The 22,269-nt window shown below is 35.3% G+C and carries 23 protein-coding genes; 10 read left to right on the top strand and 13 right to left on the bottom strand.

The window, feature by feature from the left end; genetic code table 11:
* Window positions 1-2 precede the first annotated feature (2 nt).
* The 6 genes from ABZP31_RS15330 to ABZP31_RS15305 all read right to left on the bottom strand — a co-directional run bounded on the left by ABZP31_RS15330 (window position 3) and on the right by ABZP31_RS15305 (window position 6,730).
* Window positions 3-2,465 carry a VirB4 family type IV secretion/conjugal transfer ATPase gene (locus ABZP31_RS15330; RefSeq protein ID WP_015060257.1) on the bottom strand — a complete coding sequence of 821 codons (2,463 nt, stop codon included), beginning with the start codon at window positions 2,463-2,465 and terminating at the stop codon, window positions 3-5.
* Between the two features lie 7 nt (window positions 2,466-2,472).
* Entirely contained in the window at window positions 2,473-2,799 is a 327-nt protein-coding gene (locus tag ABZP31_RS15325; protein ID WP_005407440.1) for a VirB3 family type IV secretion system protein, read from the bottom strand.
* Window positions 2,799-3,104, bottom strand: coding sequence for a TrbC/VirB2 family protein (locus ABZP31_RS15320; RefSeq protein ID WP_004644768.1), 306 nt, complete (start codon window positions 3,102-3,104; stop codon window positions 2,799-2,801). Before ABZP31_RS15320 ends, ABZP31_RS15325 begins: the two co-directional genes overlap by 1 nt.
* Window positions 3,105-3,238: 134 nt before the next feature.
* Window positions 3,239-3,916 (bottom strand): lytic transglycosylase domain-containing protein, encoded by a 678-nt coding sequence (locus ABZP31_RS15315; RefSeq protein WP_015060258.1) that lies wholly within the window; start codon window positions 3,914-3,916, stop codon window positions 3,239-3,241.
* A complete protein-coding gene (topA, locus tag ABZP31_RS15310) occupies window positions 3,916-6,168 on the bottom strand; it encodes a type I DNA topoisomerase (protein WP_114541747.1) in 2,253 nt (750 codons plus the stop codon). The genes ABZP31_RS15315 and topA overlap by 1 nt, the downstream gene beginning before the upstream one ends.
* A gap of 283 nt (window positions 6,169-6,451) precedes the next feature.
* The gene (locus ABZP31_RS15305; RefSeq protein ID WP_005248732.1) at window positions 6,452-6,730 is read right to left on the bottom strand and encodes a hypothetical protein; all 279 of its coding nucleotides are present in this window, start codon (window positions 6,728-6,730) and stop codon (window positions 6,452-6,454) included.
* A gap of 526 nt (window positions 6,731-7,256) precedes the next feature.
* Between ABZP31_RS15305 and ABZP31_RS15300 the strand changes: the two genes are divergently transcribed.
* Window positions 7,257-7,511: a hypothetical protein gene (locus ABZP31_RS15300; RefSeq protein WP_262475844.1), complete on the top strand. Its 255-nt coding sequence runs from the start codon at window positions 7,257-7,259 to the stop codon at window positions 7,509-7,511.
* Window positions 7,512-7,541: 30 nt separating this feature from the next.
* Here ABZP31_RS15300 and ABZP31_RS15295 read toward each other — a convergent pair whose 3' ends face one another.
* Both ABZP31_RS15295 and ABZP31_RS15290 read right to left on the bottom strand, forming a co-directional pair.
* The gene (locus ABZP31_RS15295; protein WP_005248735.1) at window positions 7,542-7,862 is read right to left on the bottom strand and encodes a hypothetical protein; all 321 of its coding nucleotides are present in this window, start codon (window positions 7,860-7,862) and stop codon (window positions 7,542-7,544) included.
* A gap of 11 nt (window positions 7,863-7,873) precedes the next feature.
* Window positions 7,874-8,146, bottom strand: a complete 273-nt coding sequence (locus ABZP31_RS15290; protein ID WP_262475845.1) for a hypothetical protein — start codon at window positions 8,144-8,146, stop codon at window positions 7,874-7,876.
* Between the two features lie 1,189 nt (window positions 8,147-9,335).
* On the opposite strand from ABZP31_RS15290, the gene ABZP31_RS15285 reads away from it, so the two are divergent.
* The 8 genes from ABZP31_RS15285 to ABZP31_RS15250 all read left to right on the top strand — a co-directional run bounded on the left by ABZP31_RS15285 (window position 9,336) and on the right by ABZP31_RS15250 (window position 17,027).
* Window positions 9,336-10,541 carry a replication initiation protein gene (locus ABZP31_RS15285; RefSeq protein ID WP_151985042.1) on the top strand — a complete coding sequence of 402 codons (1,206 nt, stop codon included), beginning with the start codon at window positions 9,336-9,338 and terminating at the stop codon, window positions 10,539-10,541.
* Window positions 10,542-11,447: 906 nt separating this feature from the next.
* Window positions 11,448-11,966 carry a J domain-containing protein gene (locus ABZP31_RS15280; protein WP_015060261.1) on the top strand — a complete coding sequence of 173 codons (519 nt, stop codon included), beginning with the start codon at window positions 11,448-11,450 and terminating at the stop codon, window positions 11,964-11,966.
* Window positions 11,967-12,055: 89 nt separating this feature from the next.
* On the top strand, window positions 12,056-12,370 hold the full coding sequence (locus tag ABZP31_RS15275; protein ID WP_131319720.1) for a hypothetical protein: 315 nt from the start codon (window positions 12,056-12,058) through the stop codon (window positions 12,368-12,370).
* A gap of 363 nt (window positions 12,371-12,733) precedes the next feature.
* Window positions 12,734-13,114: a DUF6573 family protein gene (locus ABZP31_RS15270; protein ID WP_005253312.1), complete on the top strand. Its 381-nt coding sequence runs from the start codon at window positions 12,734-12,736 to the stop codon at window positions 13,112-13,114.
* A gap of 152 nt (window positions 13,115-13,266) precedes the next feature.
* Complete coding sequence (locus ABZP31_RS15265) at window positions 13,267-14,043, top strand: ParA family protein (protein ID WP_005253313.1); 777 nt, start codon at window positions 13,267-13,269, stop codon at window positions 14,041-14,043.
* A 3-nt stretch (window positions 14,044-14,046) separates the two neighbouring features.
* Window positions 14,047-15,084 carry a ParB/RepB/Spo0J family partition protein gene (locus ABZP31_RS15260; RefSeq protein WP_015060262.1) on the top strand — a complete coding sequence of 346 codons (1,038 nt, stop codon included), beginning with the start codon at window positions 14,047-14,049 and terminating at the stop codon, window positions 15,082-15,084.
* A gap of 222 nt (window positions 15,085-15,306) precedes the next feature.
* Window positions 15,307-15,966 (top strand): plasmid mobilization relaxosome protein MobC, encoded by a 660-nt coding sequence (locus tag ABZP31_RS15255; RefSeq protein ID WP_151985040.1) that lies wholly within the window; start codon window positions 15,307-15,309, stop codon window positions 15,964-15,966.
* The gene (locus ABZP31_RS15250; protein ID WP_015060264.1) at window positions 15,966-17,027 is read left to right on the top strand and encodes a TraR; all 1,062 of its coding nucleotides are present in this window, start codon (window positions 15,966-15,968) and stop codon (window positions 17,025-17,027) included. Before ABZP31_RS15255 ends, ABZP31_RS15250 begins: the two co-directional genes overlap by 1 nt.
* 45 nt (window positions 17,028-17,072) lie before the next feature.
* Here ABZP31_RS15250 and ABZP31_RS15245 read toward each other — a convergent pair whose 3' ends face one another.
* The 3 genes from ABZP31_RS15245 to ABZP31_RS15235 form a co-directional block, all read right to left on the bottom strand.
* Window positions 17,073-18,008, bottom strand: coding sequence for a hypothetical protein (locus ABZP31_RS15245; RefSeq protein ID WP_015060265.1), 936 nt, complete (start codon window positions 18,006-18,008; stop codon window positions 17,073-17,075).
* Window positions 18,009-18,079: 71 nt separating this feature from the next.
* On the bottom strand, window positions 18,080-18,418 hold the full coding sequence (locus ABZP31_RS15240) for a DUF192 domain-containing protein (RefSeq protein WP_015060266.1): 339 nt from the start codon (window positions 18,416-18,418) through the stop codon (window positions 18,080-18,082).
* A 116-nt stretch (window positions 18,419-18,534) separates the two neighbouring features.
* On the bottom strand, window positions 18,535-19,803 hold the full coding sequence (locus tag ABZP31_RS15235; RefSeq protein ID WP_151985038.1) for a Y-family DNA polymerase: 1,269 nt from the start codon (window positions 19,801-19,803) through the stop codon (window positions 18,535-18,537).
* 55 nt (window positions 19,804-19,858) lie between these two features.
* Here ABZP31_RS15235 and ABZP31_RS15230 point away from each other — a divergent pair, with 55 nt between their 5' ends.
* Window positions 19,859-20,791, top strand: a complete 933-nt coding sequence (locus tag ABZP31_RS15230) for an IS5-like element IS17 family transposase (RefSeq protein ID WP_151985036.1) — start codon at window positions 19,859-19,861, stop codon at window positions 20,789-20,791.
* 131 nt (window positions 20,792-20,922) lie between these two features.
* Here the strand turns inward: ABZP31_RS15230 and ABZP31_RS15225 are convergent, their stop codons facing one another.
* On the bottom strand, window positions 20,923-21,105 hold the full coding sequence (locus tag ABZP31_RS15225) for a hypothetical protein (protein WP_004897244.1): 183 nt from the start codon (window positions 21,103-21,105) through the stop codon (window positions 20,923-20,925).
* 203 nt (window positions 21,106-21,308) lie between these two features.
* Window positions 21,309-22,208 carry a cation diffusion facilitator family transporter gene (locus ABZP31_RS15220; protein WP_262475999.1) on the bottom strand — a complete coding sequence of 300 codons (900 nt, stop codon included), beginning with the start codon at window positions 22,206-22,208 and terminating at the stop codon, window positions 21,309-21,311.
* Window positions 22,209-22,269 lie beyond the last annotated feature (61 nt).

Below are 22,269 nucleotides of genomic sequence, written 5' to 3'. Positions count from 1 at the left end.
GACTAAGCAACTCCTTTTTCTGAAATTAATTTTTTACGTTCTGCGATCCGTTGTAAGAAAAGTTCGCCCCAATCGTTAGGATCTTCACCAACTTCATTCATGAGATTTTCGAGAAGTTCTACATTGTCCTTAGAGCCTGAAATAATCTGTAAAACGTCACGCATTTCACCTAGATCCATTTTGCAGAGTGCGGAACGGCTACCCTGCTTAACTAAAAACATGCGTGAGTTTTCTTCTAGCTCTTTAATAATTTCAAATTCTTGCGGAGTGACCTTAAAGCCGTTTACATAGTCATCGTAATCAGCGCGAGGATTAGGTAAAAAGATTTGAGTAACGCTTTGTTCAACCATTGTTTTACCAATGTCAGAATCTAAAACGTCACTTGGGGATTGCGTCATAAAGACACCTAGACCATTCAATTTACGAATAGTTTTCTGCTTATCTTTGGCAAAATCTTTGAAATATTCATCTGTTAATGGCTTCCAAAACTCGTCCATCCAATAAATAAATGGACTACCATCAATCAATGAATCTGTGATGTGTAATAGATAAGCCATGATTGGTGTACGGACTTCAGGATCATCTAAAAATTCCGTGTAGTCATAACCAAAGATTGGCATTTTGGCTTTAGAAAAGTCTTGAGTATCGTATGGATTATCAAAGACCCATGATAAATTTCCGTCATGATCAGCAGTGTTACACCATTTAGCTAAACGATCCTGAAGCGAATCACCTCCGCCATTTACTTTCAGATTCATATATAAAACTGAAAGTCTGCGGAGTTCTAACGGCATATCATCACGCATAATGGTACGAACAGCCTGACTGATTTCCAGATCTTCGGCAGCATTACGAACGCCACCTACCAGAATTTTTACAAGCTTTTCTACAAACTGAATATTTGTTTCAGTCGGTGGTAGCTGCAACGGATTAAAGCCAGTTGGTACACCACGCTCTAAGGCATAGTATTGCCCCCCAATCCGTCTAATCCCAATTTCTGCGCCCCTATCTTTATCAAAGAAAACACCCTTCAGATTTTTATACTTACAAGCAAACATCATCATGGCCATGACTAGGGTTGTTTTACCCACACCAGTTGTTCCAATGACACACGTATTACCTGGCATCTTGTCATCTGTAGAATCTTGCTTATCAGGGCTAACATGATGATTAAAGTAAAATGGTTGGCCACTTGGAGTTTTAAATAAAGCTAGTGCTTCTCCCCAAGGATTGCCGTCACGCTTACCTCTTGCGAAGTTATGAAAAGGGCTTAAAGCAGAAAAATTTAGGCTTGTGAGATATGCTTCTCTTGGACGCATATTAAAGTTACCAGCTAATTGCGAGAACCATGCACATTCAGGAACAGTATCAATTACAGCCATTTTGAAACCTGCTTCATCTGATAGAGCAGTTCTGGCACTCGAAACATTTAGAGCAACTTGATTTGGTGAATCGCCAAAAATCGCAAGCGTATAGTGATATTCGCCTAACTGGAAATTCCCGCTATTAGCTTCACTCATAGCCAGATCAATATCACGAATCTCTTGATCTGAAACGTCCTCTACAGAATTTAGTTGGCCTTTAATTGTTTTTAATTTATCTACAGCATCACGCTTGCCATAAACCGTGAAACTTTGAGTTTCAATGTATTCATAGTTTCCATACAGGATGGAATTGCACATTCCTGATTCTGATAAACGTGGAAATTCTTGAATATCCAGAAAGCCTACATATTTTTGAGCTTCAGGATGTTTGATCTGTAAATAGCCATTTTTGTCACCAAAGAACAAGCGACTACTTGGAATATATTGATCAAGATTAGCCTGTCTTAAAGGGATTTCTTCCCAAACTCCATTAGTTAAGAAACCAAGCAGATTACACATTTCGGAGTAGACAAAACCTTTCTTGGTATAGGTCACCAGACGTTCTGGATTGTAGTGATATAGACTTGCTTCAACCTGTTTGGCTACATCATCCAAAATATCGAGATCCCGCTTAATCTGCTTTTTCAGGGCTACTGGATCACGACTAGCTTTACTCTTAAAAATCTTTGTTAATCTGGAAATTTCAGGACGATAAAGAATTGTTAAATACAATTCAGTAGCCATCTGTTTATTCTTTTCACCCTGAAACTGCTGATAATATCTTTCATTAAAATCAGCAATAAAATCATTTTCATAAACGCCATTTAGACGTTCATTAACTCCCCTACGAATCTTATGCGTCCAAACAGCAAAGTGACCGCCACCTAAAGCACGATAAAAATTATTTAATCCTTCTTTACGGATTCTAATAATATCGGCTTCAACTGTTTCAAACGAAATGCCTTCTAATTTCCATGTAGCAATATATTCACCATTTTTAAGCTTAATAACATTGTTGGAAACATGATTACCAAACGGCAGATAGTCTGAAATTGCGACTTCAGCATTTGCGCTATCTTTAACTTGCTGTTTTGAACGCATGATATTGTTATTTCCTTTTCTTTAATTTAAGTGGCGAAAATGAGATTGCTCCCCATTTTTGATGGTTCTGGATCTGTTTCCCTCTTATGCGCCACCGCATCAATACTTGCTTTAATCGTTGGTCATCTACTTTTGTTATTGCCCGCATCCAGAAGTAAATAGGCACATAAATAGCTGCTATAAATAAAGTCACATAGGCACTAAGTAGATAAAAAGACCAACCCGCTAAAAGAATTGCTACCCCCGTCACCAACAAAAAAGGCAACATTGGAACGCCAAAAAGCATGGCAGGACGAGTGCAACCCCTGAAAATTGGATCAGAAAAATTCGACATTAGTTAATCAGCCAAGCAGCGATACCCGCAGCACCACCTACCAAAATGCCCCCGATAACGATGTTAGAAATGTCTGACCACTTCGCTTGTTGCCAAGCCAATTTAAAGCCAGCCCACATGATAGTGATGGTAAATACAGTTACAGCCACACCCGCTAAGACTGACTGAACATTAGCCATAACCGTATTAACTTTTGAGATTTGAGCAAAAGCAGGGCTTGAGATTAACGTCATGAACAACATCAATACGCTTGCTTTGATACCAGTCGTTTTAGTCGTTGTTATTTGCGTTTGATTTGCTTTCATTATTTTCTCCAAGTGAAGCAATTAAGACCTAGCGCATTAAGTACCAAGAACAATATTTTTGGAAAATCAAATATTATTCATTGGTACTGTATATTTAATATATTACACTAAGTTTTAAACTTTTTGAAAATATTTTAAAAGATCATAGAAGATTTTAAACTTTTTTCTTTTTCTTTAAAATCTGTGCCGTTAGTTAAGAAAAATGAAGGCCGTTTCTCCACTACTGGAAGGCTTTGAAGTTCTGTATTTTCGGTATATCCACTGGAGTTAGGCATATCTGCATTAGTAGCAAAATATGCAAGCTGTTCCGAGCTATTCATAGGAGGTGAGGGAGGATTGAATTTTACAGGCATGGTATTGAGTGAACCATTAGCAAAATAATTCAAATTTCTTGATACTTTCGCTACATACCCATTTCTAAATCCTGATGAATGGTTGCCAGTGTTATAGCAAGACATAGCTTTATAAATATCTTTGCCTTTTGCCCTATTTCGGCAGTCATTAAAGATAAATTGCATTGCGCTTAGATTGGTGCAGGGATCAAAAACTTGCTCGACACTAAGATTTAGTCTTTTGAAATTAGCACTATTAATTTGAGCAAAACCAACATCAATATTTCGTCCCTGGCTAATTAATTTTTTGGCCATAGATACAGCTTCTTCATAGCTAGTCGGCTGTTTTTTAAGACCTGCGGCACGATTAACCCCTATCGCAAAAGGATTAAATGAGGATTCAGATTTAACAATTGCAGACGCAATATTCACATCAACTTGTGGCGCACATTGTTGTGCCAAAACTACGAAATCAATCATTACTTTTTCACCTCAAATTTTGGCTTACCTTTTTGATCTGGATAAGTAGCGGAGCACCCATTTTTATAGTTGGTACACCCCCAAAAATAGCCATTTGCCCCATTGATCCGTCTTAAATCACTGGCACATTGAGGACATGAATAGACTTCAAGAAGTGGCTTTTTATTAACTTCAGGCAAAAAGACTTTGCAATCTGTTTCCCGATTGGGACAGAACCAGATCGGATCTTTACCTTCTTTTTTGGATCTGAATAATGGCGTTGAGCATTTAGGGCAAGGATATTTGATTTTCTCTACTGGCTGACCTTTCTTGTCGTCCATAGAGTGCTTACATTCCTGATCATTGCAGATCCAGAAAAATTCTTTAGTTTGCGAATTTTGGAATTTATTTAAGCGACCTGTTTTACATTTAGGGCATGAATGAATAACTTTTTCGACTGGTTTACCCTTGTCGTCATCCATAGAGTGCTTACAGTCCTCACTGCTACAAATCCAAAAAAATTGATTGGTTTTAGTATTCTTAAATTTCTTTAACTGGCTTTTACACTTTGGACAATGTATTGCGTTTATAGCTGTAAGTTTTGAAGCTGTACTTAGCTCTTGAGCAAGTTGAGTGTATAAGGCAGAAACAACCGAATTATATGAAGTTTCACCAGATGCAATTTTATCTAGCTGCAACTCCATCTCTTTTGAATAGTGCAGATCCAGAAAGCTAAACTTAGCTTTCAACAGACTACCAATTAGATCATTCCCTAATTTAGTTGGTTTTAAGACTTTCTTCTCTACCTCCAGAAAGCCCTTATTCAGAATATTGGCCATGATTGATGAATAAGTAGAAGGGCGACCAATCCCGCAACTTTCCAATTTTTTAATTAGTGAAGCTTCTGTATAGCGTTTTGGTGGCTTAGTTTGTTTTGCAATAACTTCACCGCTTTCAATATCAACTACAGAACCAACTTCTAAGACAGGCACCACGCCTGAAGGCTCGTTTTCATCTTCATTCAGGCAGTCTTTACCAAAAATCATCCACCCTTTTTTTATTAACTCACGGCTTTTAGCATGGAACTTATATTTCCCATCTTCAGACAGTAATTCCAAAGTAACGGCTTTATATTCAGCTTTGGCCAATTGACTTGAAATAGTACGTTCCCAAATCAATTGATATAAAGCTTTTTGTTCTGGTGACTTTCCTAGATCTTTATCAATTATGTGAACAGGTCGGATTGCTTCATGGGCACTTTGCGCCCCATCTTTTTCCTTAAACTTATTAGGCTTTTCAGGTAAAGAAAATTGATGTTCATTAGCATAAGCAAAGATTTCTTCTACACTTTCATCAGCTATGTTTAGGCCGTCAGTCCGAATGTAAGTAATTGCCCCCTGTTCAAATAATGCCTGTGCTGCTTTGGTTGTTTGTTGAGGGCTAAAGCCTAACGCTACACTAGCAGCTTGTAAAAGTAGGGCTGTAGAGAACGGAGAAGGAGCATTTGAATACTCTGTTTTTTCAGTGCAGTTTAAAACTTTAACTTTCTTAGTTTTTGCAACTTCTTCAGCTAAGGAACTATCTAAAACATAAGGCTGATCCTCAGTTACAAAATCTGTTGTAACCCATTGCGAGATCCATTTTTTAGGCTCTTTATCAAAACTCAAATTAACGCCAAAGTGGTTAGTAACTTTGAATTTCTGGATTTCGATTTCTCTAAGGACAACGATTAAAACAGCAGGAGATTGTACCCGCCCCGCAGATGAAGGCTGACCCATAAGATCAGATGCAATAGGGGAAACTAGATAGCCCACCAGACGATCTAAAGCCCTACGTGCTTCTTGAGCATATACAAGCTGATAATCTAAACCACGCCCATTATTAATGGCTTCTTTAATAGCTTTTTCTGAAATCTCATTAAATTCTATTCGTTCAAATTGACCATCTTCCAGACCTAAACATTCTTTTAAATGCCATGAAATAGCTTCACCTTCCCTGTCTGGATCGGTAGCTAAATAAATCTTGTCTGCTTTATTCAAAAAGGCTTTTATTTTTTCAATACGTTTTTCGCCACCGTCAAAAGTTCTGTCATTAACTTTGGCATCAGGAATAAATGAATATTCCATTGCAAAATCATTGGCTATATCAATACCTAAGCCTTTTCTTGGTAGATCCCGAACATGGCCAACACTGGCCACAACTTTAAAATCAGATCCTAAATAACTTCCAATTTTTGAACATTTGTTAGGAGATTCAACGATTACAAGATTCATGGGTTATTTCCAAATTGTAAAATTTAGGAAACTCGAAAGCCCACAAAGAAAAGATGAATATAAGAAAGCAACTACTTGAAATTTAGTGAAATCTATAAGGATTTCTAAAAGCAGTGCATCTTGTGGCATGAAGCACACAAGATAAACACATGAAATAACTAGAAAAAATTTTAAAAAATTTCCATATTTATTCAAACTTATAGCCATTTTCTTAAATCCCATCTTAGAGCTTTAAAGAATACAATCCAAAATATACCATATTGGAAATGGCTTTTGTATTTTTTTACTTGATTCTTATTATTTTTACTTCTTCTGTATAAATTTTTTCTTTCAAGAAATCATTAAGCCTAGTCAGATCCTTAAAGATCCTAGCTTTATCTTTTTCTCGTCTTGTTGTTAAAGTCCAAACCTTTTGGCCTGACCATGCCAGTTTTGCTGTGATAAAAAATCCACCCTCAAATTCATTAATAATTAACTCTTTAATAAATCCTTGTTTATTAGATTCCTCTAGCACCACCTCTGAAATAGAAAAATCAGGATCAATATTTATAAAATCAGTCATCCATAAAACCTTTTAAAGCACCCATAACAAAGGTGCATTATGATCAATTTAGGTAATCTTGGTAAAGTTTTTTAAATAATTTAAAGAAATTTTAAATATTTTAGCTAAATTCTGCTTTAGTCATGACTAAAAACCTCGATGCTTGGATAAAAGCTGCAGCGTTTATCCAGGCATCTATATTACCTATCTAATCCAGATCCATAGCAGACATATCAGAGCAAAGTGTCTACTTTGCGAACTGGCGCAATCAGTTAAATTTACCCTTCCCTGATTACCGTTGATTTTCAAGCGAGCTTTAAAAAGCTGTGCTTTTTAAATGGCGACCGCAGAAAATAAACTGCTCCCATTTGATTTAGTAGCGGGATTTAAATAGTACATAGCATGAGGTTATTAAAAGGGTTATAACCTCACGTTAAAACATACTATTGCAATGCTACTCCTCATAAATGGCGACTCGATATAAGTAGTAAATTATTTGAAAAGGACTTAATATCCACCTGTGGACATTTTTTAAATTGGATAAGTTATGACTGAAGAACTAGGAACAGAAACAGAAACAGAAGGAAAGGTATTAGATCGCAGAAAAAGATATAGAAAAAAGCCTACTACCAAAACTCCACTATCAGTTTATTTCAATATGGATGTTCCTGAAGATGTTGAAGCATTGGAAGCCTTAGAATATTTAAAAGATATTTATGGCGGGGAAAAACAAGGAAAAAGTGTAGCAGTCAAAGAAGTTTTAAGAATTTTCTATAAACAATTGCAAGAAAAAAAAGCCTGATTTAATCAGGCTTTTTTTTCTTGCAAAAACTTAGGACTTTTTAACTGTAGTGACTAACTTGTCATCTACATAAAGATAAACTCTTTTATTATGTGTATAAGATGAAATTTTAGGTTGTCCTTCTCCCCCTCCAACAGATCCATCTTGATTACTGCTGACGAATGAACAGTGAGGAAAGCCTTTACCTTTAGCCAGATCTTTTTTTACGTCACTAATTGTAGACTGACATTCAGAAACATTAAGACCGCCAGCAAAGCACATAAAAGCACGACAGCCATAATTTTCATCTTTAGCTGCAACTAAGGCAGATGCACTAGCTAAAGTTAAACCTAAAATAAATTTTTTATACACAAGTAGTCACTCTATTTAGATGAGTTTTCCAGTACGAATAACTTGCCTTCAAAGTTTAGAGATATTGTTTTGGCATTGCTGCACATTAAATAAATCTCTTGAATCAAGAAGGGTAAATTCCGTGTGAATCGAATTTTTCCTGATGCGGTATGAATGACGTGATCAACATCATTTACTTTAACAGTCACAAAATATTGGAACTGTTCGTTCATACCAATTTCAACACCATAGTTATTGGCGTTGAAGTCATCGACTGTTTTCAAGTCATTCATCGTTAAAGCCATTTCTGCAAGATCCCTAGTTTTTTAAAAGTGAAGTACGGATTCTTACAAAATATAATTAATTTAAAAATGTAACTGAAGTGTAACTGTGTGTAAAAGACACAAAAACAACAATTATTTTTAAACGCTTTTAATATATATCAAAAAGTTTAAAGCTTTAATGAAATATTTAAAACTTTTGTAAAAAGTTTGTATATATCAAAGCTCATATTTTTTTTAGATCCCTTCCCTTTTTGTCATGTAAATATCACTTTAATAATCTTCTAAACATTTCTAAAAACTTTTTAAAAAAAACTAGAATCAGGTTTAAAAAGAGTTTAGATAAAGTTTAGGATTGTTTAGTACAGTTTAAGAGCCTTAATTTCTTTTTGTAAAACATAAGTTTGCAAGCCTATAACTATACGTTTTGTCGCTATAACTATACGTTTTGTCGCTACAACTATACGTTTTGTCGCTACAACTATACGTTTTGTCGCTACAACTATACGTTTTGTCACATATCTATACGTTTTGTCGTAAATAATCCACAAGCTTATCAACAGAATACAAAAAAATGGCTAAATTTTTCTTAAAAATCAGTAATTAGTTAGGTGTTTAGCTCTAACTTATTATATTTTTGCGTATTTTTTAGCCTTAATCCATGCTGCACTCTCAAAACTATACGTTTTGTCGCAACTTCCCCGCATAACTATACGTTTTGTCGCAAACCTGCGATTATGCGTACTGGATACGATTATATATATTTTTCAGGAATTAACTAGATTCTTGCAAATCTAATAAGTTATTGTTTTATATAAATAATTATATTAAAGAACGATTTTTATTTTTTGGTGCTAAAAAAGATATTTGTATAGGCTTAAAATCATAACTATACGTTTTGTCGCATCGTAAGTAATTGATATTTATATAATAGTTATAAATATTCAAAATTGAATATTTTTTATCTGGTTTTTGTGTTAAAAATAGCCATACGTTTTGTCGCAACGTAACTAATTGAAATAAAACAAAATACTTAAAAAGGAAAAACATTTATTTTTTTTATACTACTACAGGGGTATAAAGTAATTTTACTGATTTTTAATAAATATATATTTTAAAAACAATATCTTATAATCTTAGTTAATAACCATACTTGATAAATATACTTGTATAGTTATAATGATTTCAAGAGGAATAACGGATTTACAAAAAAATGCAGAAAATTATTGGCTCACAAGGCTTAGAGGACTATACACAATCAAATACAAGGGCAAAATTGACCGATTTAGTTGTGACCCGCAATGATTTTCCTACTGCCAGATATAGCATTGATCTCAATCTTGAGAAGCTTATGTACTGTGCAATGATCATCGTAAGAAAGAATGAGCTTCAAAATAAGACCTCAATTACTCATGACGACTTCATTTATGTGAGTAGCGAAAACTTTGGAGAATTGACTTCCCCAATGGCTAGAAAGGAAGTGCTTACAGCAACAGATAAACGTGAAATTCAGAGAAATGCTGAAACTGCTTTAAAACGTATTTATACAAAATTTGATAACCCAACTATGTTGGTTAAAGATGGGGAATCTGACGAACCTGCTAAAGTTCCGATGATGACTTATTGCCATTATGACAAAGCAACTAAATGTATTAAGGTCAGATTTGCAAAAGAATTTTTTGAATATTTCTATGATCTAGTTAAGAAAGTAGATGAAAAAACTAAGTCATTTAGTAGCCATGAACTGAAGCATATTATCTTATTTAATTCGAGCTATTCCCTTCGTTTGTATAGGATCTTAATGAGCTATATGTGGCGTACATCAGAGGTCACTATTGATCTGGAAGAATTAAGATGGATGCTTGAATGTGAGGATAAATATAAAGAGTTGGCCAATTTTAAAAGCCGTGTTTTGAATGTAGCTCAGGATGAAATTAACGAACTTAGTAATATTAATGTCAGTTTTGAGAACGTAAAAAATGGAAAGGAAGTAGTTGCTATTAAGTTCATTTTTAACTTGAAAACTGAATATAAAGAGCAAGGACACATCAAATTTATAGATAAAATGAAAAAGGGCTATCTGGCTGCTGCAATTCCATTTAGTGATGATGGATCACACTTTAAAGCACCTGATCGTATTAAGCATTTCAAACAACCAGTAAAAATATCTCCAAAGCAAATCAGCACCTTAGTAAATTGCAAAGAATTTTTACTAGATTATGGATATTTCTTAGGTAATTTAGACGAGGATACTTCTAAGGTAATCATGAGAACTCTATTAACTGAAAAGTTAGATAAGCTTAATGCTCATAAGCCGATAGATATGGATTATTACTTCTGGTTACAGGCAAAACGAGGGATTATTACTAATAGCAATAATGATAAGAAGGACGATCAGGACACAGACTATCAGGATTAATATCTAAAAAGCATACCCACCATATTATCTTAAACAGACTTCGCTAATTTAAGACAATATGGTGGTTCAATTTAAAACCTTCAAAAACTCTTATTAATCTATATAAAAATTATCTTTTCTGTTCGCATCCAAATAGTAAAATTTAATAATTAGCCAGTTAATACCTTAGTCATGACTAAATATGTATGTTTAGCCTAAGTGGAATATTTTACCATTTTTTTAGAATATTAATTTACACCCATATAATAAAAACAATAACTTAATCTTAATGTTTCCCAGAATTTGGCCAAACCTGTAATATTTTGTCAATAAATTTAGTTTGATAAGTTTTAAGTATTTAGTTTTTGCCTTACCTACCCCTAAATTTTTTAGTTTTCTATGCTATCTGGTCGCCACCCATGCGGGCTGGCTTTAGGTATCCCATTTTAGATCAAAGGGGAGCAGTTTATTTTCTACGGTCGCTATTTAAAAAGCACAGCTTTTTAAAGCTCGCTTGAAAATCAACGGTAATCAGGGAGGGAAGGTTTTGCTTTTTCCATAGTTCGCAAAGTAGACACTTTGCTCTGATATATCTTCATGGGATCTAGTGCATCATTTTCCTTAGTCATGACTAAGGGGGAAACAATTTTTCATCTTGCGTCCTTTAAGCTCATTTTAGCGTGTTTTTGGGGTTGGTGTGGGGTATTAGACATAAGGTGAAAAAAGGCTGTCAGCAGCCTAAGAATTGAAAATATAAGCATTATAAAAGCAGACCAGACAAAATAATTAACTACCTATTTTTTATATATTTTTATCATTAAAAAAATTAGTCATGACTAAGTTTTTGCTTGAAAGTCCACAGGTGGACTGATATAATGATTTTATCAGGACGCATCGGGCGACCTGAAATAAAACAGGTATTTAAACATGAAACATTTTTCATCAGTTACATCATTAGACGAGTTAAAACTTCAGTACAAAAAACTAGCTTTTAAAAATCATCCTGATCGTGGCGGTAAAACCGAAGTAATGCAGGAAATTAACAGCGAATATGAACAGCTTTTAAATCGTATTATTAATGAAGCATCAAAAGATCAGTATCAAGACAGTTCCGAAAATGGTCGTGGTTTCTGGTCAAGCCGTTCAGAACATTCTGAAGTTGAGAAAAAAGTAAAACAGGCTATTGATGCAATTATCAATCTGGATGGTTTAGATATTGAAATTATTGGCGTTTGGGTTTGGGTTTCTGGCGACACTAAGCAGCACAAAGAAAAATTAAAAGAAGCGGGTTTTGTCTGGAATCGAGTGCAATGTAAATGGGTGTTCATTGGTAAAAAATCCAATGGTCGGGGCAGAATGACTTTAGATCAAATGCGAGAGTTACACGGCAGCCAGAAAGTTAAAAAAACCAGAATGACAGAAGAAAGACAGCTTTTAACAGCTTAATGAAGAAGTCCCCGAAAGGGGGCTTTTTTTATCAATATTCTTAGTCATGACTAAGATTTTTATTGAATGTCCACAGGTGGACTGATATAATGATTTTATCAGGACGCATCGGGCGACCTGAAATAAAACAGGTATTAATTATGCGAGCTTCAGTAGTAGCAATATTTACAAACTATCCTACAGGTAAACTGGTTCATTTTTGCGGTCATGAGGTTTTAACTGGATCTAACTATAATATCTGGTTTCCAATCTTTGATGAAAAAACACTATTCCAAGAAATTGAAAAAATCATGATTAATTGCCGAGTAGCCCACAATGTTACTCATATTGAAAGAATCAGAAGGGGCGACAATGAAAACGGTTATTTTGAAGATTATAGAATCACTTATAACTTAGCTGTTTAAGGCAAACCTCCCATAATGGGAGGTTTTTTATTGGGGGCAGTTTTTTTGGTTTTTAGCTTGTCTAAAAAACATAAAAAATTGTCTATCTGTTCTGCTTTATATACGCTCATTTTGGCCTGTTTAGGTTTGTGCTGGGATTAAACTAACTTCATATATAAAAAAGGCTGTCAGAAGCCTAAGAATCGCAAATAAGAACATCTGAAAAGCAGTTTAGCCAGGTATTAAAACAGATATTTTTCTACTCAATTTTCCCTATAAAAAATTAGTCATGACTAAGATTTTTATTGAATGTCCACAGGTGGACTGATATAATGATTTTATCAGGACGCATCGGGCGACCTGAAATAAAACAGGTTAAAAATCATGGAACAATACATTTCAGTTTACACACGTCAGCAAGCCATTGAAGAAGGTTTTCTAGTTGCAATCAATTCTCTTAGTCCTAAATTAGATGGACTTGCAAAAGAACATTATAAGCATCCTATCTGCTTCACTTCTGCGCTTTGGGCGGTAGTTGATAAGGCTGTAAAAAATGAAAAATGGCTTAATGACTTAGAGGGCGTTATTCATGACATTTTATGGATGAGCCGAGCATATAAGACACCCCTAAGCCCTAGTGCGGTACGTTTTACAGTGATTATCACAGGCGCAGGTCGCAAGAGAAATCATATTTTAGAATTGCACGTACATGGTGGAGATCAAGGAGAACCAGTCATAACAATTGGTTATCCTGAAGATTTTTAATTTACGTCCTCCCTTTATGGGAGGATTTTTTTATGATAAAAAACTTAGTCATGACTAAGAAAATGCTTGCAATGTCCACAGGTGGACGTTAGAATATACAGCATAAGGACGCAATAGGGCGACCCTTAATAAGCCATTAAACTAGGTGAAATATGAAAAAAGTTGTTGCTTCAAATCAAAAGGGCGGTGTGGGGAAATCTGCAATCATTTGCCAGTATGCACACTATTTGAATTCTTTGGGCTTACGTGTATTAGTCATTGATCTAGACCACCAGAAAAACACTACAAAAGCCTTGATTACTGGCGGGGCTGTGACTGTAGCTAATGTATCTGCTTTCGACATGCTGACTAAAGAAGATCAAACTATTTCAAATCCTGAAGGCTTTACTTTGGTACAAGCAACACCAGAATTAACAGCTATTGAAAAAAATGGCACTTTGCATAATAGCTTTGCCACCAATTACCAGAAGTTTTTAAAATCAGTTGATTCTTTATTTGATGTTTGCCTGATTGATACCAATCCAAATCCCGACATTCGCCAAGTGGCTTCATTGATTGTTAGTGACTATGTTCTAAGTCCAATTCAGTTGAATCAGGAAGCTATTGACGGCATTGGTGGATTACTGAAGCAGATCCAAGCAATTAATCAAAAGCTAAACCCAAATTTAAAATTAATCGGCATCCTTCCGAATATTGTTGAACCAACTCCATTCCAGAAAGACAACCTAAAAGCTATTGTTCAGCATTTTTCAAAGTACCTGATCAAAAACTCAGACGGTAGCTATGCTTTCGTTAAAAAAACGACTGCAATCGCTGAAGCCCAAGCGCAAGGCATACCAACAAATAAATTGGGTAAAACTAGCGGTTTTACCGCATGGGCTGAATTAAAAACAGTTTTTGAAAGCATTAACAAGTTTATGGAGATTTAAGGAATGTTAGATTTATCAGCTTTGGAAGGTATTGATCTAGGTAATCCTGCACCAGTAGCAGACGGAACACCTAAACAGATTCCACTTACAGATATTCTTGAAGATCCAGATCAGCCGCGTGTCGAATTTCCAGAAGATCAGATGCAAAAAATGGTCGAATCAATCAAGGCTCGTGGAGTTAAAACACCTATTAGTGTTAAACCCCACCCAACAGAACAAGGCAAGTGGATCATCAATTATGGAGCTAGACGTTTTAGAGCTTCAGTGATGGCTGGCAAGGAAACTATCCCTGCTTTTGTTGATAATGATCATGATGATTATGATCAGGTCATGGAGAATAAAGAACGCCTTAACCATTCACCTATTGAGCTTGCACTTTTCATCCAAAAGAAAATTAAGCAAGGCGAGAAGAAAAACGTAATCGCTAAAAAGTTAAATGAAGATCCTGTTTTTATTTCTACTCACCTAGCTTTAGTGGATATGCCAGAGTGCTTATCTAAGGCTTATGATGCAGGTTTTAAATCTCCAAAGACTTTGTATGACTTACGCAAACTTTGGGAATCATTCCCTGAAGAAGTAAACGCTTGGGTGGATGAATCTTTAGAGAATGGTCAAGACATTATCAGATCGAAAGTACAGGCTCTATCTAAAAAGTTAAAAGAACCTAAGCAAGCTGAAGCGACTGAAGCAGATCCAGAATCAGAACCACAGGCGCAAGAAAGCCAAGAGCAAACCGCTATTATTGATGATAATGAATCTTTCAATTTTAATGGGAATGATCAAGCTGAAGCGACTGAAGAACTTGAAGTTAAAAAACTGATGGATCAGTCGAACCAGAAAGAGCAGCCAGAAGCTAAAGAAGAAGATCCAGACAAAATCAAAAAACCGCTTTTAGTTGTTATTCATGACGGCAGACAAGCGAACCTGATGCTTAATAAAAAGCCTTCTTCTTTGGGTTTTGCATGGATCAAATACGAAGATGGAACAGAGGTATCCGTAGATTGCAGCAGCCTTGAAATCGAGTATTTACAAGAAGCCTAAACCTACCAATGGAAAAAGACCTTGCTAATGCAAGGTCTTTTTTTGGGCGGGTTTTCCCGACCACCTAGCTTGATTACCCTTAGTCATGACTAAGGAGAAAAGAGGGAAAAAAGAAGATATATAATCTAGGGCAGGATAGGCAGTAGCCGTTAAAATTGCCATTTTGTCACCCAGTTGATAGAATGGGATAAGCAAAATATTACTTTGCTTATGGAATTAATCATGACTAAAGACAATAAAATCTTTTTCAGAGTTGATCGGGCAGTGCTTGATTGGTGGGAAGCAAAGTGTGAAAAACAGGGAATTAAGAAAGGCGCACCTTTCCAAAAAGCGTTAGAACTTTCTTATCAAAAAGAGAATGATCCAGAATATTCAGGACAAGATTTTTCCTTGAATCTTGAAAAGGACTTAGCCGAAAAAATCTATCATTTAGCTAAGTTTGAAGAAGTAGATCCAGACGACCTGATAAAAAAAATGATCAAGGAAAAGTTATCTGAAATAGAAAAAACGCAAGACGTTATAGATGTATTTGAAAAAACATCACGCAAAGAATTACGGCTTAAACCAAGTTTGATGAAAGCCATTAATGAAAAAGCAGCACAGATCGGCATGAAACCGAATCAATATATCATTTCGGTTTTAACAGCTAATGTCACAAAAGATTCAATATTCTTTAGCCAGGAAGAAGCTCTTAAACTTGGTGAATCAAATAGTCAGCTTTTGGCGATTGGTAGAAACCTAAACCAAATAGCTAAGAATATGAATCAGGGTATTTATGAATCTTACGATAGAGAATTTGTCGAGCGAGTCCATCAGCTAGTAAAAGCTCAAGTTAGGCATGTTTTCACTCTATTAGAGCGCAATAAAAAGAGGTGGGAATAATGGCTAACGGAAGCAGTAAGACTACCAGAGAAGTGCAAAGCACCTTGCTTGCTCATGGTGAGCAGCTACTTAATGGATCTAAAGTTAGGCGTGTTAATCAGACCCAAAGTTTAGATACTTTTTTAAATGACCTGTCTAAGCCTAAAAATGGATCTGGCCATTCAGCTAAATCATCTCCAAATAGCGTTAAAGCAACTTTAGATAGAATTAGTAAAAAGACCCCTGAAGTAATGGTCAAGGTTACTGGTGGAGGTAATTCTATGGGTAAGGTGAAAGCTCACATGGGATATATCACTCGGAATGGACAATTAGAGGGAATTGATCAGGACGGAAATAAAGTTAATGGTAAGGATGATATAGAAGATACTGCTGAAGATTGGCAAATGTCAGGTACACCTATTTCTGATGAAGAATCTAAATATAAGCAGGCTTTTAATATTGTATTATCTATGCCGAAAGGTACGGATGAAAAAGGCGTTTATGATGCTGCAAAAGAATTTGCAGAGGAACATTTTAAAGACCATAAATATATGATGGTGCAGCATACCTTTACCAATGACCCTTCAAAAGATCCAAGTGAAAACCCGCATGTGCATGTTGTTGTTAAAGCTGTTTCTGAAAAAGGTGATCGGTTAAATATTAGGAAGGCTGACCTTCAGGAATGGCGAGAAAGTTTTGCTGAAAAATTAAGATCCAGAGGGATTGAAGCGAATGCGACAAAACGTATAGCTAGGCTTCAAAAAAATAGAAGTGATAAGCAGTCAGTTAAACAAATGAAAGAGCAGGGCAAATCGTTTAAGCGATATGGTAAAAATAAGGCCAGTCCAGAACGTGTCCAGAAAGCTAAACAGCAAGAAAAAGAAGCATTGACGCATTACAAGGAAATTACTAAAGCTCTATCACAGTCACCAGATCCGCAAGATAGAAAACTAGCAGTTGATCTAGTGGACTATTTACGGAAAAAGGTAGAAGTTAAAAAACCAGTGCCACAGCCACAGATTCAACCTAATAAGCTAGATCTTCAACACGGAAAGAACAAGGGGAAAGAGCAAGACCGTTAATAATATAAGGGAAGGATAAGGCGCAATACTGTGCTTTAGTGCCCTTTAAAAATCCTTAATTTTCTGAGTGGGCATACCTAATTTAAACATCCTATTAAGCTCAGAAATTGCATATTTTAAATCTTTTTCAGGTATATGCTTAACATCAAAATATTCAATTTGGCCAAACCTAGCTTTATATAATGCAATTCGTTCTATTCTGTGTCGTTGCATCTGCACTGTTGACGACATAATTCGATCCATTAAATAGAATAAGTAATACGATGTGATCTGCATACTGTCTTTAATCATAAATCCATGATTTTTTGTACTTTTATAGTCATATAGTGTTTCATCAATACAAATATCTGCATCTATCCCACCTAGTGCAACACGGATATTTGCAGAATATCTGGGATTGTATGTGATCAGACTATCAGGCTTAATAAGACCATTCTTAATGAATACATTATCAAAATTTTTGACTAGGGAAGATATATCTTCATAAACCACTTTCTCCGTTGGTTTTAGTATGTCTTTCTTTGTTGCTACTGGTAGAAATCCAGATCGCCATAGATTTTCTAATTTAGCCAAAAGAATAATTCCACCAATAAATTCTTCATTTAGTTCTAAATCGTTTGATTTATTAGCCAGTAGAAAATCTATGTGATTTTGAATTTTTTTATACAATACCAAAATGCTTTTGTTTTTAGTTTCCTCTAGAAAGCTGATAATTTTAGGCTGCTCAAATTCCTTAGCACTCAATTCAGTATTCGTGTAGTACGCACAAATTATTTTAGATAAGTAGTCAAATGCTGTACCAACCAAGCCTGAATCATAACTACTCGTTAATTTATGTTCACTCATAACTTCATAATTAGTAAAAGGAGGAATACCACTGTAAGTTTTGAAATCTTTTTTTTGGGGTGCGACACTTTTTATAATTTCTTTTACTTCTTTGCACTTAGGATCTGAAGATTTCAGTATCGACATTAAAGACATATTTTATACTCTTTATCCATATAGTTACTATTCAAACAATTTTAAAGATATTAAAGACTAGATTGAAAAATCTAAGTTTTTATTCTTTCTAATGCAAATTGAATCTTTTCTTTGGGGCAGTACTGCTTTTGGGAAAATTTTTCCATTACAGCCGACCCAATAATTTTTTTATCTGCATTAAAGAAAAATATCTCTAAGTCATAAGGTACATTGACCATATTAAAACAGGTATAAATCGGCTTGTTCCACGTAAAGACTAACGGCTTTAATGAGGGATTTTCTTTAAAACCTATTTCTTGATCATGTTCCCTATATAGGTACAGAGCTGTTAATTTTTTTCCGTTAAAGCTAAACGTCTTTACTTCTTTATCTTGATCAAAGTAAGGGTTGTAAACTTGTTTAAAGGCCATAACAGACACTACTATTAAAAGAGCTATAAACGCTGCATATTTTAATTTCAATTCCTGTTATTCCTTTTAGCCAGGTGGCAAGTCACATGAAAAAAAATTGTCTTAGTCATGACTAATTATTTAACACTCATAAGTTGATCCCATTTAAAGTAATTGGGAGACAGCTTATTACGTGACATATTCCAATTTCTATCAGGTAGCATACTGGCACCTAATCCTATTTTGCTCTTACCAAATTTATTCTGTATATCATCGAGTGAATCCATAAGCTTATTACTTGATTCTATCTTATTCATGTCCGTGAATAGGTCATAAATATGAGTAGCTTTAGGTTCAAGACAAGTGAGGATAACACCACATTTTTTAAATCCAATATTCTTCTGGTATAGCTGATCAACCATTGAGGTAACAATTTTAGAAAGTAATAAACTATTGTCTGAAGGATCAGGTAAAGCGTAAGACAAAGATTTATTATAAAAAGGCTCAGAACTATCAAATGGATTAGATTGAACAAAACTAATAATACAGCCACATAGTAAATTTTCACTTCTTAAACGGCTTACGGCATCTTGAACATAAAGAGTAATCGCTTCTTTAAGATCCTCACAGCTATAAACTTTCTGGCCAAAGGAACGGCTTGCTATTATTTGTTTTCTCGCTTTAGGACTTTGCTCAATTTCAATGCAGGAAATTCCCTGTAATTCTAATAATGTTCTGTGCATGACTATGGAGAATTGATCTCTAATAATTAAGGGTGAAGTACAGACAAAATCTAGAACTGTACTAATGCTTAGGCTATTCAGCTTTTTAGTATGCTTTCTACCAATACCCCATACTTCACTAACTTCTATAGATTGATATAAGCCCTCAATCGAACAATAGTCCATTGAAACAAGGTTACATACACCTTTTAAATAACTATTCTTTTTAGCGATATGATTAGCCATTTTTGCTTCTGTTTTAGTCCGTCCAATTCCAATACAGGCCGGCAAACCTAGCCAACGTGATAGCCGATCCAGAATTAAATAAGCATAAGCAGTTAAATCTAAAAAGCATTCATCAATCGAATAAATTTCTTGTTCTTGAGGTGTAACAAATTCAGCTAGGACTTTTATAAATCTGCGGGACATTTCCGCATATAGAGCATAATTACTAGAAAGGACTGTAATGTTGTGCTGCTCTACAAGATCCTTGAGTTGAAAAAGAGGTACACCCATCTTTATTCCTAAGTCTTTAGCTTCTTGTGAACGAGCCACAGCACAACCGTCATTATTAGATAATACGATTACTGGTTTATTATTCAGGCTTGGATTAAAGACACGTTCACAACTTACATAACAGTTATTAATGTCTACCAAAGCAAAGATCTTATTTTGATTTTCCATGGGCTTTGTTGCACAAACCTATCTGTAAAGGCTTTTTCAGCGATATAATTTTCAAATGAAGGAGCCTACACACAAAATCTACCGCACAACCAATTGGCCCGCATATAACCGAGCACTCATGAGTCGCGGAAATATTGCCATTTGGTTTGATCCTGCTACGCAATGGTATGCTCCATCAAAAGGCAAACAAGGGCGAAATCAAACCTACTCCGACGCAGCTATCCAATGCTGCTTAATGATTAAATCCTTATTCCGTCTATCTTTACGTATGGTCACTGGCTTTGTGCAAAGTCTGATTAAACTTTGCGGATTAAATTGGACCGCACCAGATTACAGTACGCTTTGTAGAAGACAAAAGCATATTGATATTGCAATCAGCTACCAAAAAAGTAGCGATGGGCTGCATCTACTCGTAGACTCTACAGGCATGAAGTTTCTAGGTGAGGGCGAATGGAAACGCAAGAAACATGGAGCTGAATATCGTCGCCAATGGCGTAAACTACATATTGGTATAGATGCCAAAACCCTACAAATACGCGCTATTCAGCTCACAACCAATAATGTCAGTGATTCACAGGTGCTTGGTGATTTACTTAATCAGATTCCACAAGATGAGCAGATTGACTCTGTTTATACCGATGGAGCTTATGACACCAAGCAATGCCGTCAGGTCATTGCAGATCGGCAAGCACATGCGGTGATTCCACCTAGAAAAAATGCGAAACCATGGAAAGATACAAAGAGTAGCTCGCTAGAGCGAAATGAATTACTTCGAACAGTTAAACGTTTAGGCAGGACATTATGGAAAAAATGGTCAGGCTATCATCGCCGCACTTTGGTGGAAACCAAGATGCATTGCATCAAATTATTAGGCGATAAATTAATGGCAAGAAGCTTTCCTAGTCAGGTGAATGAAATTCATGCACGTGTAGCAGTCCTCAACAGATTTACGGAATTAGGTCGACCACTTACCCAAGTTACGCCTTAAATTTGGCTCAATTAGGGGCGCTTTGCATTTCAAATCTTTGTGCAACAAAGCCGGTTTTAGTTATAAACTTATTCATTCAGGAATTATATTGCTGAATAAATAAGTCTAATTGATTTATTTATGCAACCCAACTATTCATTTGATTCATTTGATTCATTATTTTCAACTTGTTTTTGTTTAGAATTTTCAACTTTAGAAGCTTTTAAATTCTTTTCAAGAAATAACAATCCGCCATCTGCATAACTAAAACTTGCGATACTAAAGAATGCACTAATTAACAGTAATTTAGTACAAAATTTATTTTTGAATAGCATGTTTATTTACTCTCATTTAATACTTGTTAGATATTCTAACTTTAAAGAATTAACACCCAGAGGACTCATAAATTACATTCTTGTAATTTTAAAATGTCTCAGGATGGTGTTTAAAGTGCGTGTGATAAATAGAAGTGTAATACAGGAAAATGGTAAGGTTTATCAGCCTAGTCATCTGTCCATTATGTAGAAAGAGCAGCACTTTAATGTTTATGCTGTTCCAATGTATTACATTCCGTACTTTCTATTTGTAACGTAATTTCAGTAATACTATGATTATGTTTTAGAACGTCTAAGGCCTTTTGATAGAGCTGATCTGGATCGCTATTAGGAGCAACCAAATGAGCAGTTAAATGAATGTTTTTTGAAGATATAGCCCAGACTTTCAACTGATGAATCCCTTCAACACCCTCTAGCATCAATAAATCATTTCTTAACGACTCAATATCAATCTCATCAGGAACCCCTTCAAGCAGAATATGGATACTTTGTTTTAATAAAACCCAAGTTCGAGGTAAAACCCAGAAGCCAATTAACACAGCGATTACGGTATCTACCCACATCCACTGGGTAAAATAAATGACCACTCCTCCGATAATCACGCCTATCGATCCCAGTGCATCACTAAGAACTTCTAAATATGCGCCTTTCACATTTAGACTTTCTTGAGCACTCGCAGAAAGGATTTTCATTGAAATCAAATTTATGACCAAACCAATGACTGCGACAATCATCATTCCAACACTTTGAATTTCAGCAGGATTCGTAAAACGTTGGTAAGCTTCATAGACAATATATATCGCCACCACAAAAAGCATCACCGCATTAAACAGAGCCGCTAAAATTTCAAATCGCTGATAGCCAAAAGTTCTTTTATCATCTGCGGCTTTTTTACCAATTTTGATAGCGGCAAGAGCAATAGCTAAAGCGGCTACATCAGTAAACATATGAGCTGCATCAGATAACAAAGCCAAACTTTGGGTAATAAAAGCAGCGACAACTTCTACTATTAAAAAAGTAGTCGTTAAACCTAAGGCAACCATTAACTTCTTACTATTTTCTTCAGTAACAACCGCATGGCTATGATCATGATGTTCTGACATAAAATATTTTCCTTATTCTATTTATGATGAGCAGAGATATTGGATAACAGCCAATATCTCT

The organism is Acinetobacter sp. FL (genome assembly GCF_040744925.1).
Lineage (GTDB): Bacteria > Pseudomonadota > Gammaproteobacteria > Pseudomonadales > Moraxellaceae > Acinetobacter > Acinetobacter radioresistens.
Note: the sequence above shows the minus strand (reverse complement) of the source record. Positions and strands in the feature narration are given on the sequence as shown.

Excerpts from the sequence above, each read along its gene's own strand:
- topA (WP_114541747.1), bottom strand. The coding sequence starts at position 6,168 with ATGAATCTTGTAATCGTTGAATCTCCTAACAAATGTTCAAAAATTGGA.
- ABZP31_RS15305 (WP_005248732.1), bottom strand. The coding sequence starts at position 6,730 with ATGACTGATTTTATAAATATTGATCCTGATTTTTCTATTTCAGAGGTG.
- ABZP31_RS15275 (WP_131319720.1), top strand. The coding sequence starts at position 12,056 with ATGATTTTATCAGGACGCATCGGGCGACCTGAAATAAAACAGGTATTA.
- ABZP31_RS15290 (WP_262475845.1), bottom strand. The coding sequence starts at position 8,146 with ATGGCTTTAACGATGAATGACTTGAAAACAGTCGATGACTTCAACGCC.
- ABZP31_RS15285 (WP_151985042.1), top strand. The coding sequence starts at position 9,336 with ATGCAGAAAATTATTGGCTCACAAGGCTTAGAGGACTATACACAATCA.
- ABZP31_RS15240 (WP_015060266.1), bottom strand. The coding sequence starts at position 18,418 with ATGGCCTTTAAACAAGTTTACAACCCTTACTTTGATCAAGATAAAGAA.
- ABZP31_RS15250 (WP_015060264.1), top strand. The coding sequence starts at position 15,966 with ATGGCTAACGGAAGCAGTAAGACTACCAGAGAAGTGCAAAGCACCTTG.
- ABZP31_RS15280 (WP_015060261.1), top strand. The coding sequence starts at position 11,448 with ATGAAACATTTTTCATCAGTTACATCATTAGACGAGTTAAAACTTCAG.
- ABZP31_RS15300 (WP_262475844.1), top strand. The coding sequence starts at position 7,257 with ATGACTGAAGAACTAGGAACAGAAACAGAAACAGAAGGAAAGGTATTA.
- ABZP31_RS15260 (WP_015060262.1), top strand. The coding sequence starts at position 14,047 with ATGTTAGATTTATCAGCTTTGGAAGGTATTGATCTAGGTAATCCTGCA.
- ABZP31_RS15225 (WP_004897244.1), bottom strand. The coding sequence starts at position 21,105 with ATGCTATTCAAAAATAAATTTTGTACTAAATTACTGTTAATTAGTGCA.
- ABZP31_RS15330 (WP_015060257.1), bottom strand. The coding sequence starts at position 2,465 with ATGCGTTCAAAACAGCAAGTTAAAGATAGCGCAAATGCTGAAGTCGCA.
- ABZP31_RS15235 (WP_151985038.1), bottom strand. The coding sequence starts at position 19,803 with ATGGAAAATCAAAATAAGATCTTTGCTTTGGTAGACATTAATAACTGT.
- ABZP31_RS15325 (WP_005407440.1), bottom strand. The coding sequence starts at position 2,799 with ATGTCGAATTTTTCTGATCCAATTTTCAGGGGTTGCACTCGTCCTGCC.
- ABZP31_RS15265 (WP_005253313.1), top strand. The coding sequence starts at position 13,267 with ATGAAAAAAGTTGTTGCTTCAAATCAAAAGGGCGGTGTGGGGAAATCT.
- ABZP31_RS15245 (WP_015060265.1), bottom strand. The coding sequence starts at position 18,008 with ATGTCTTTAATGTCGATACTGAAATCTTCAGATCCTAAGTGCAAAGAA.
- ABZP31_RS15270 (WP_005253312.1), top strand. The coding sequence starts at position 12,734 with ATGGAACAATACATTTCAGTTTACACACGTCAGCAAGCCATTGAAGAA.
- ABZP31_RS15315 (WP_015060258.1), bottom strand. The coding sequence starts at position 3,916 with ATGATTGATTTCGTAGTTTTGGCACAACAATGTGCGCCACAAGTTGAT.
- ABZP31_RS15230 (WP_151985036.1), top strand. The coding sequence starts at position 19,859 with ATGAAGGAGCCTACACACAAAATCTACCGCACAACCAATTGGCCCGCA.
- ABZP31_RS15220 (WP_262475999.1), bottom strand. The coding sequence starts at position 22,208 with ATGTCAGAACATCATGATCATAGCCATGCGGTTGTTACTGAAGAAAAT.
- ABZP31_RS15255 (WP_151985040.1), top strand. The coding sequence starts at position 15,307 with ATGACTAAAGACAATAAAATCTTTTTCAGAGTTGATCGGGCAGTGCTT.
- ABZP31_RS15320 (WP_004644768.1), bottom strand. The coding sequence starts at position 3,104 with ATGAAAGCAAATCAAACGCAAATAACAACGACTAAAACGACTGGTATC.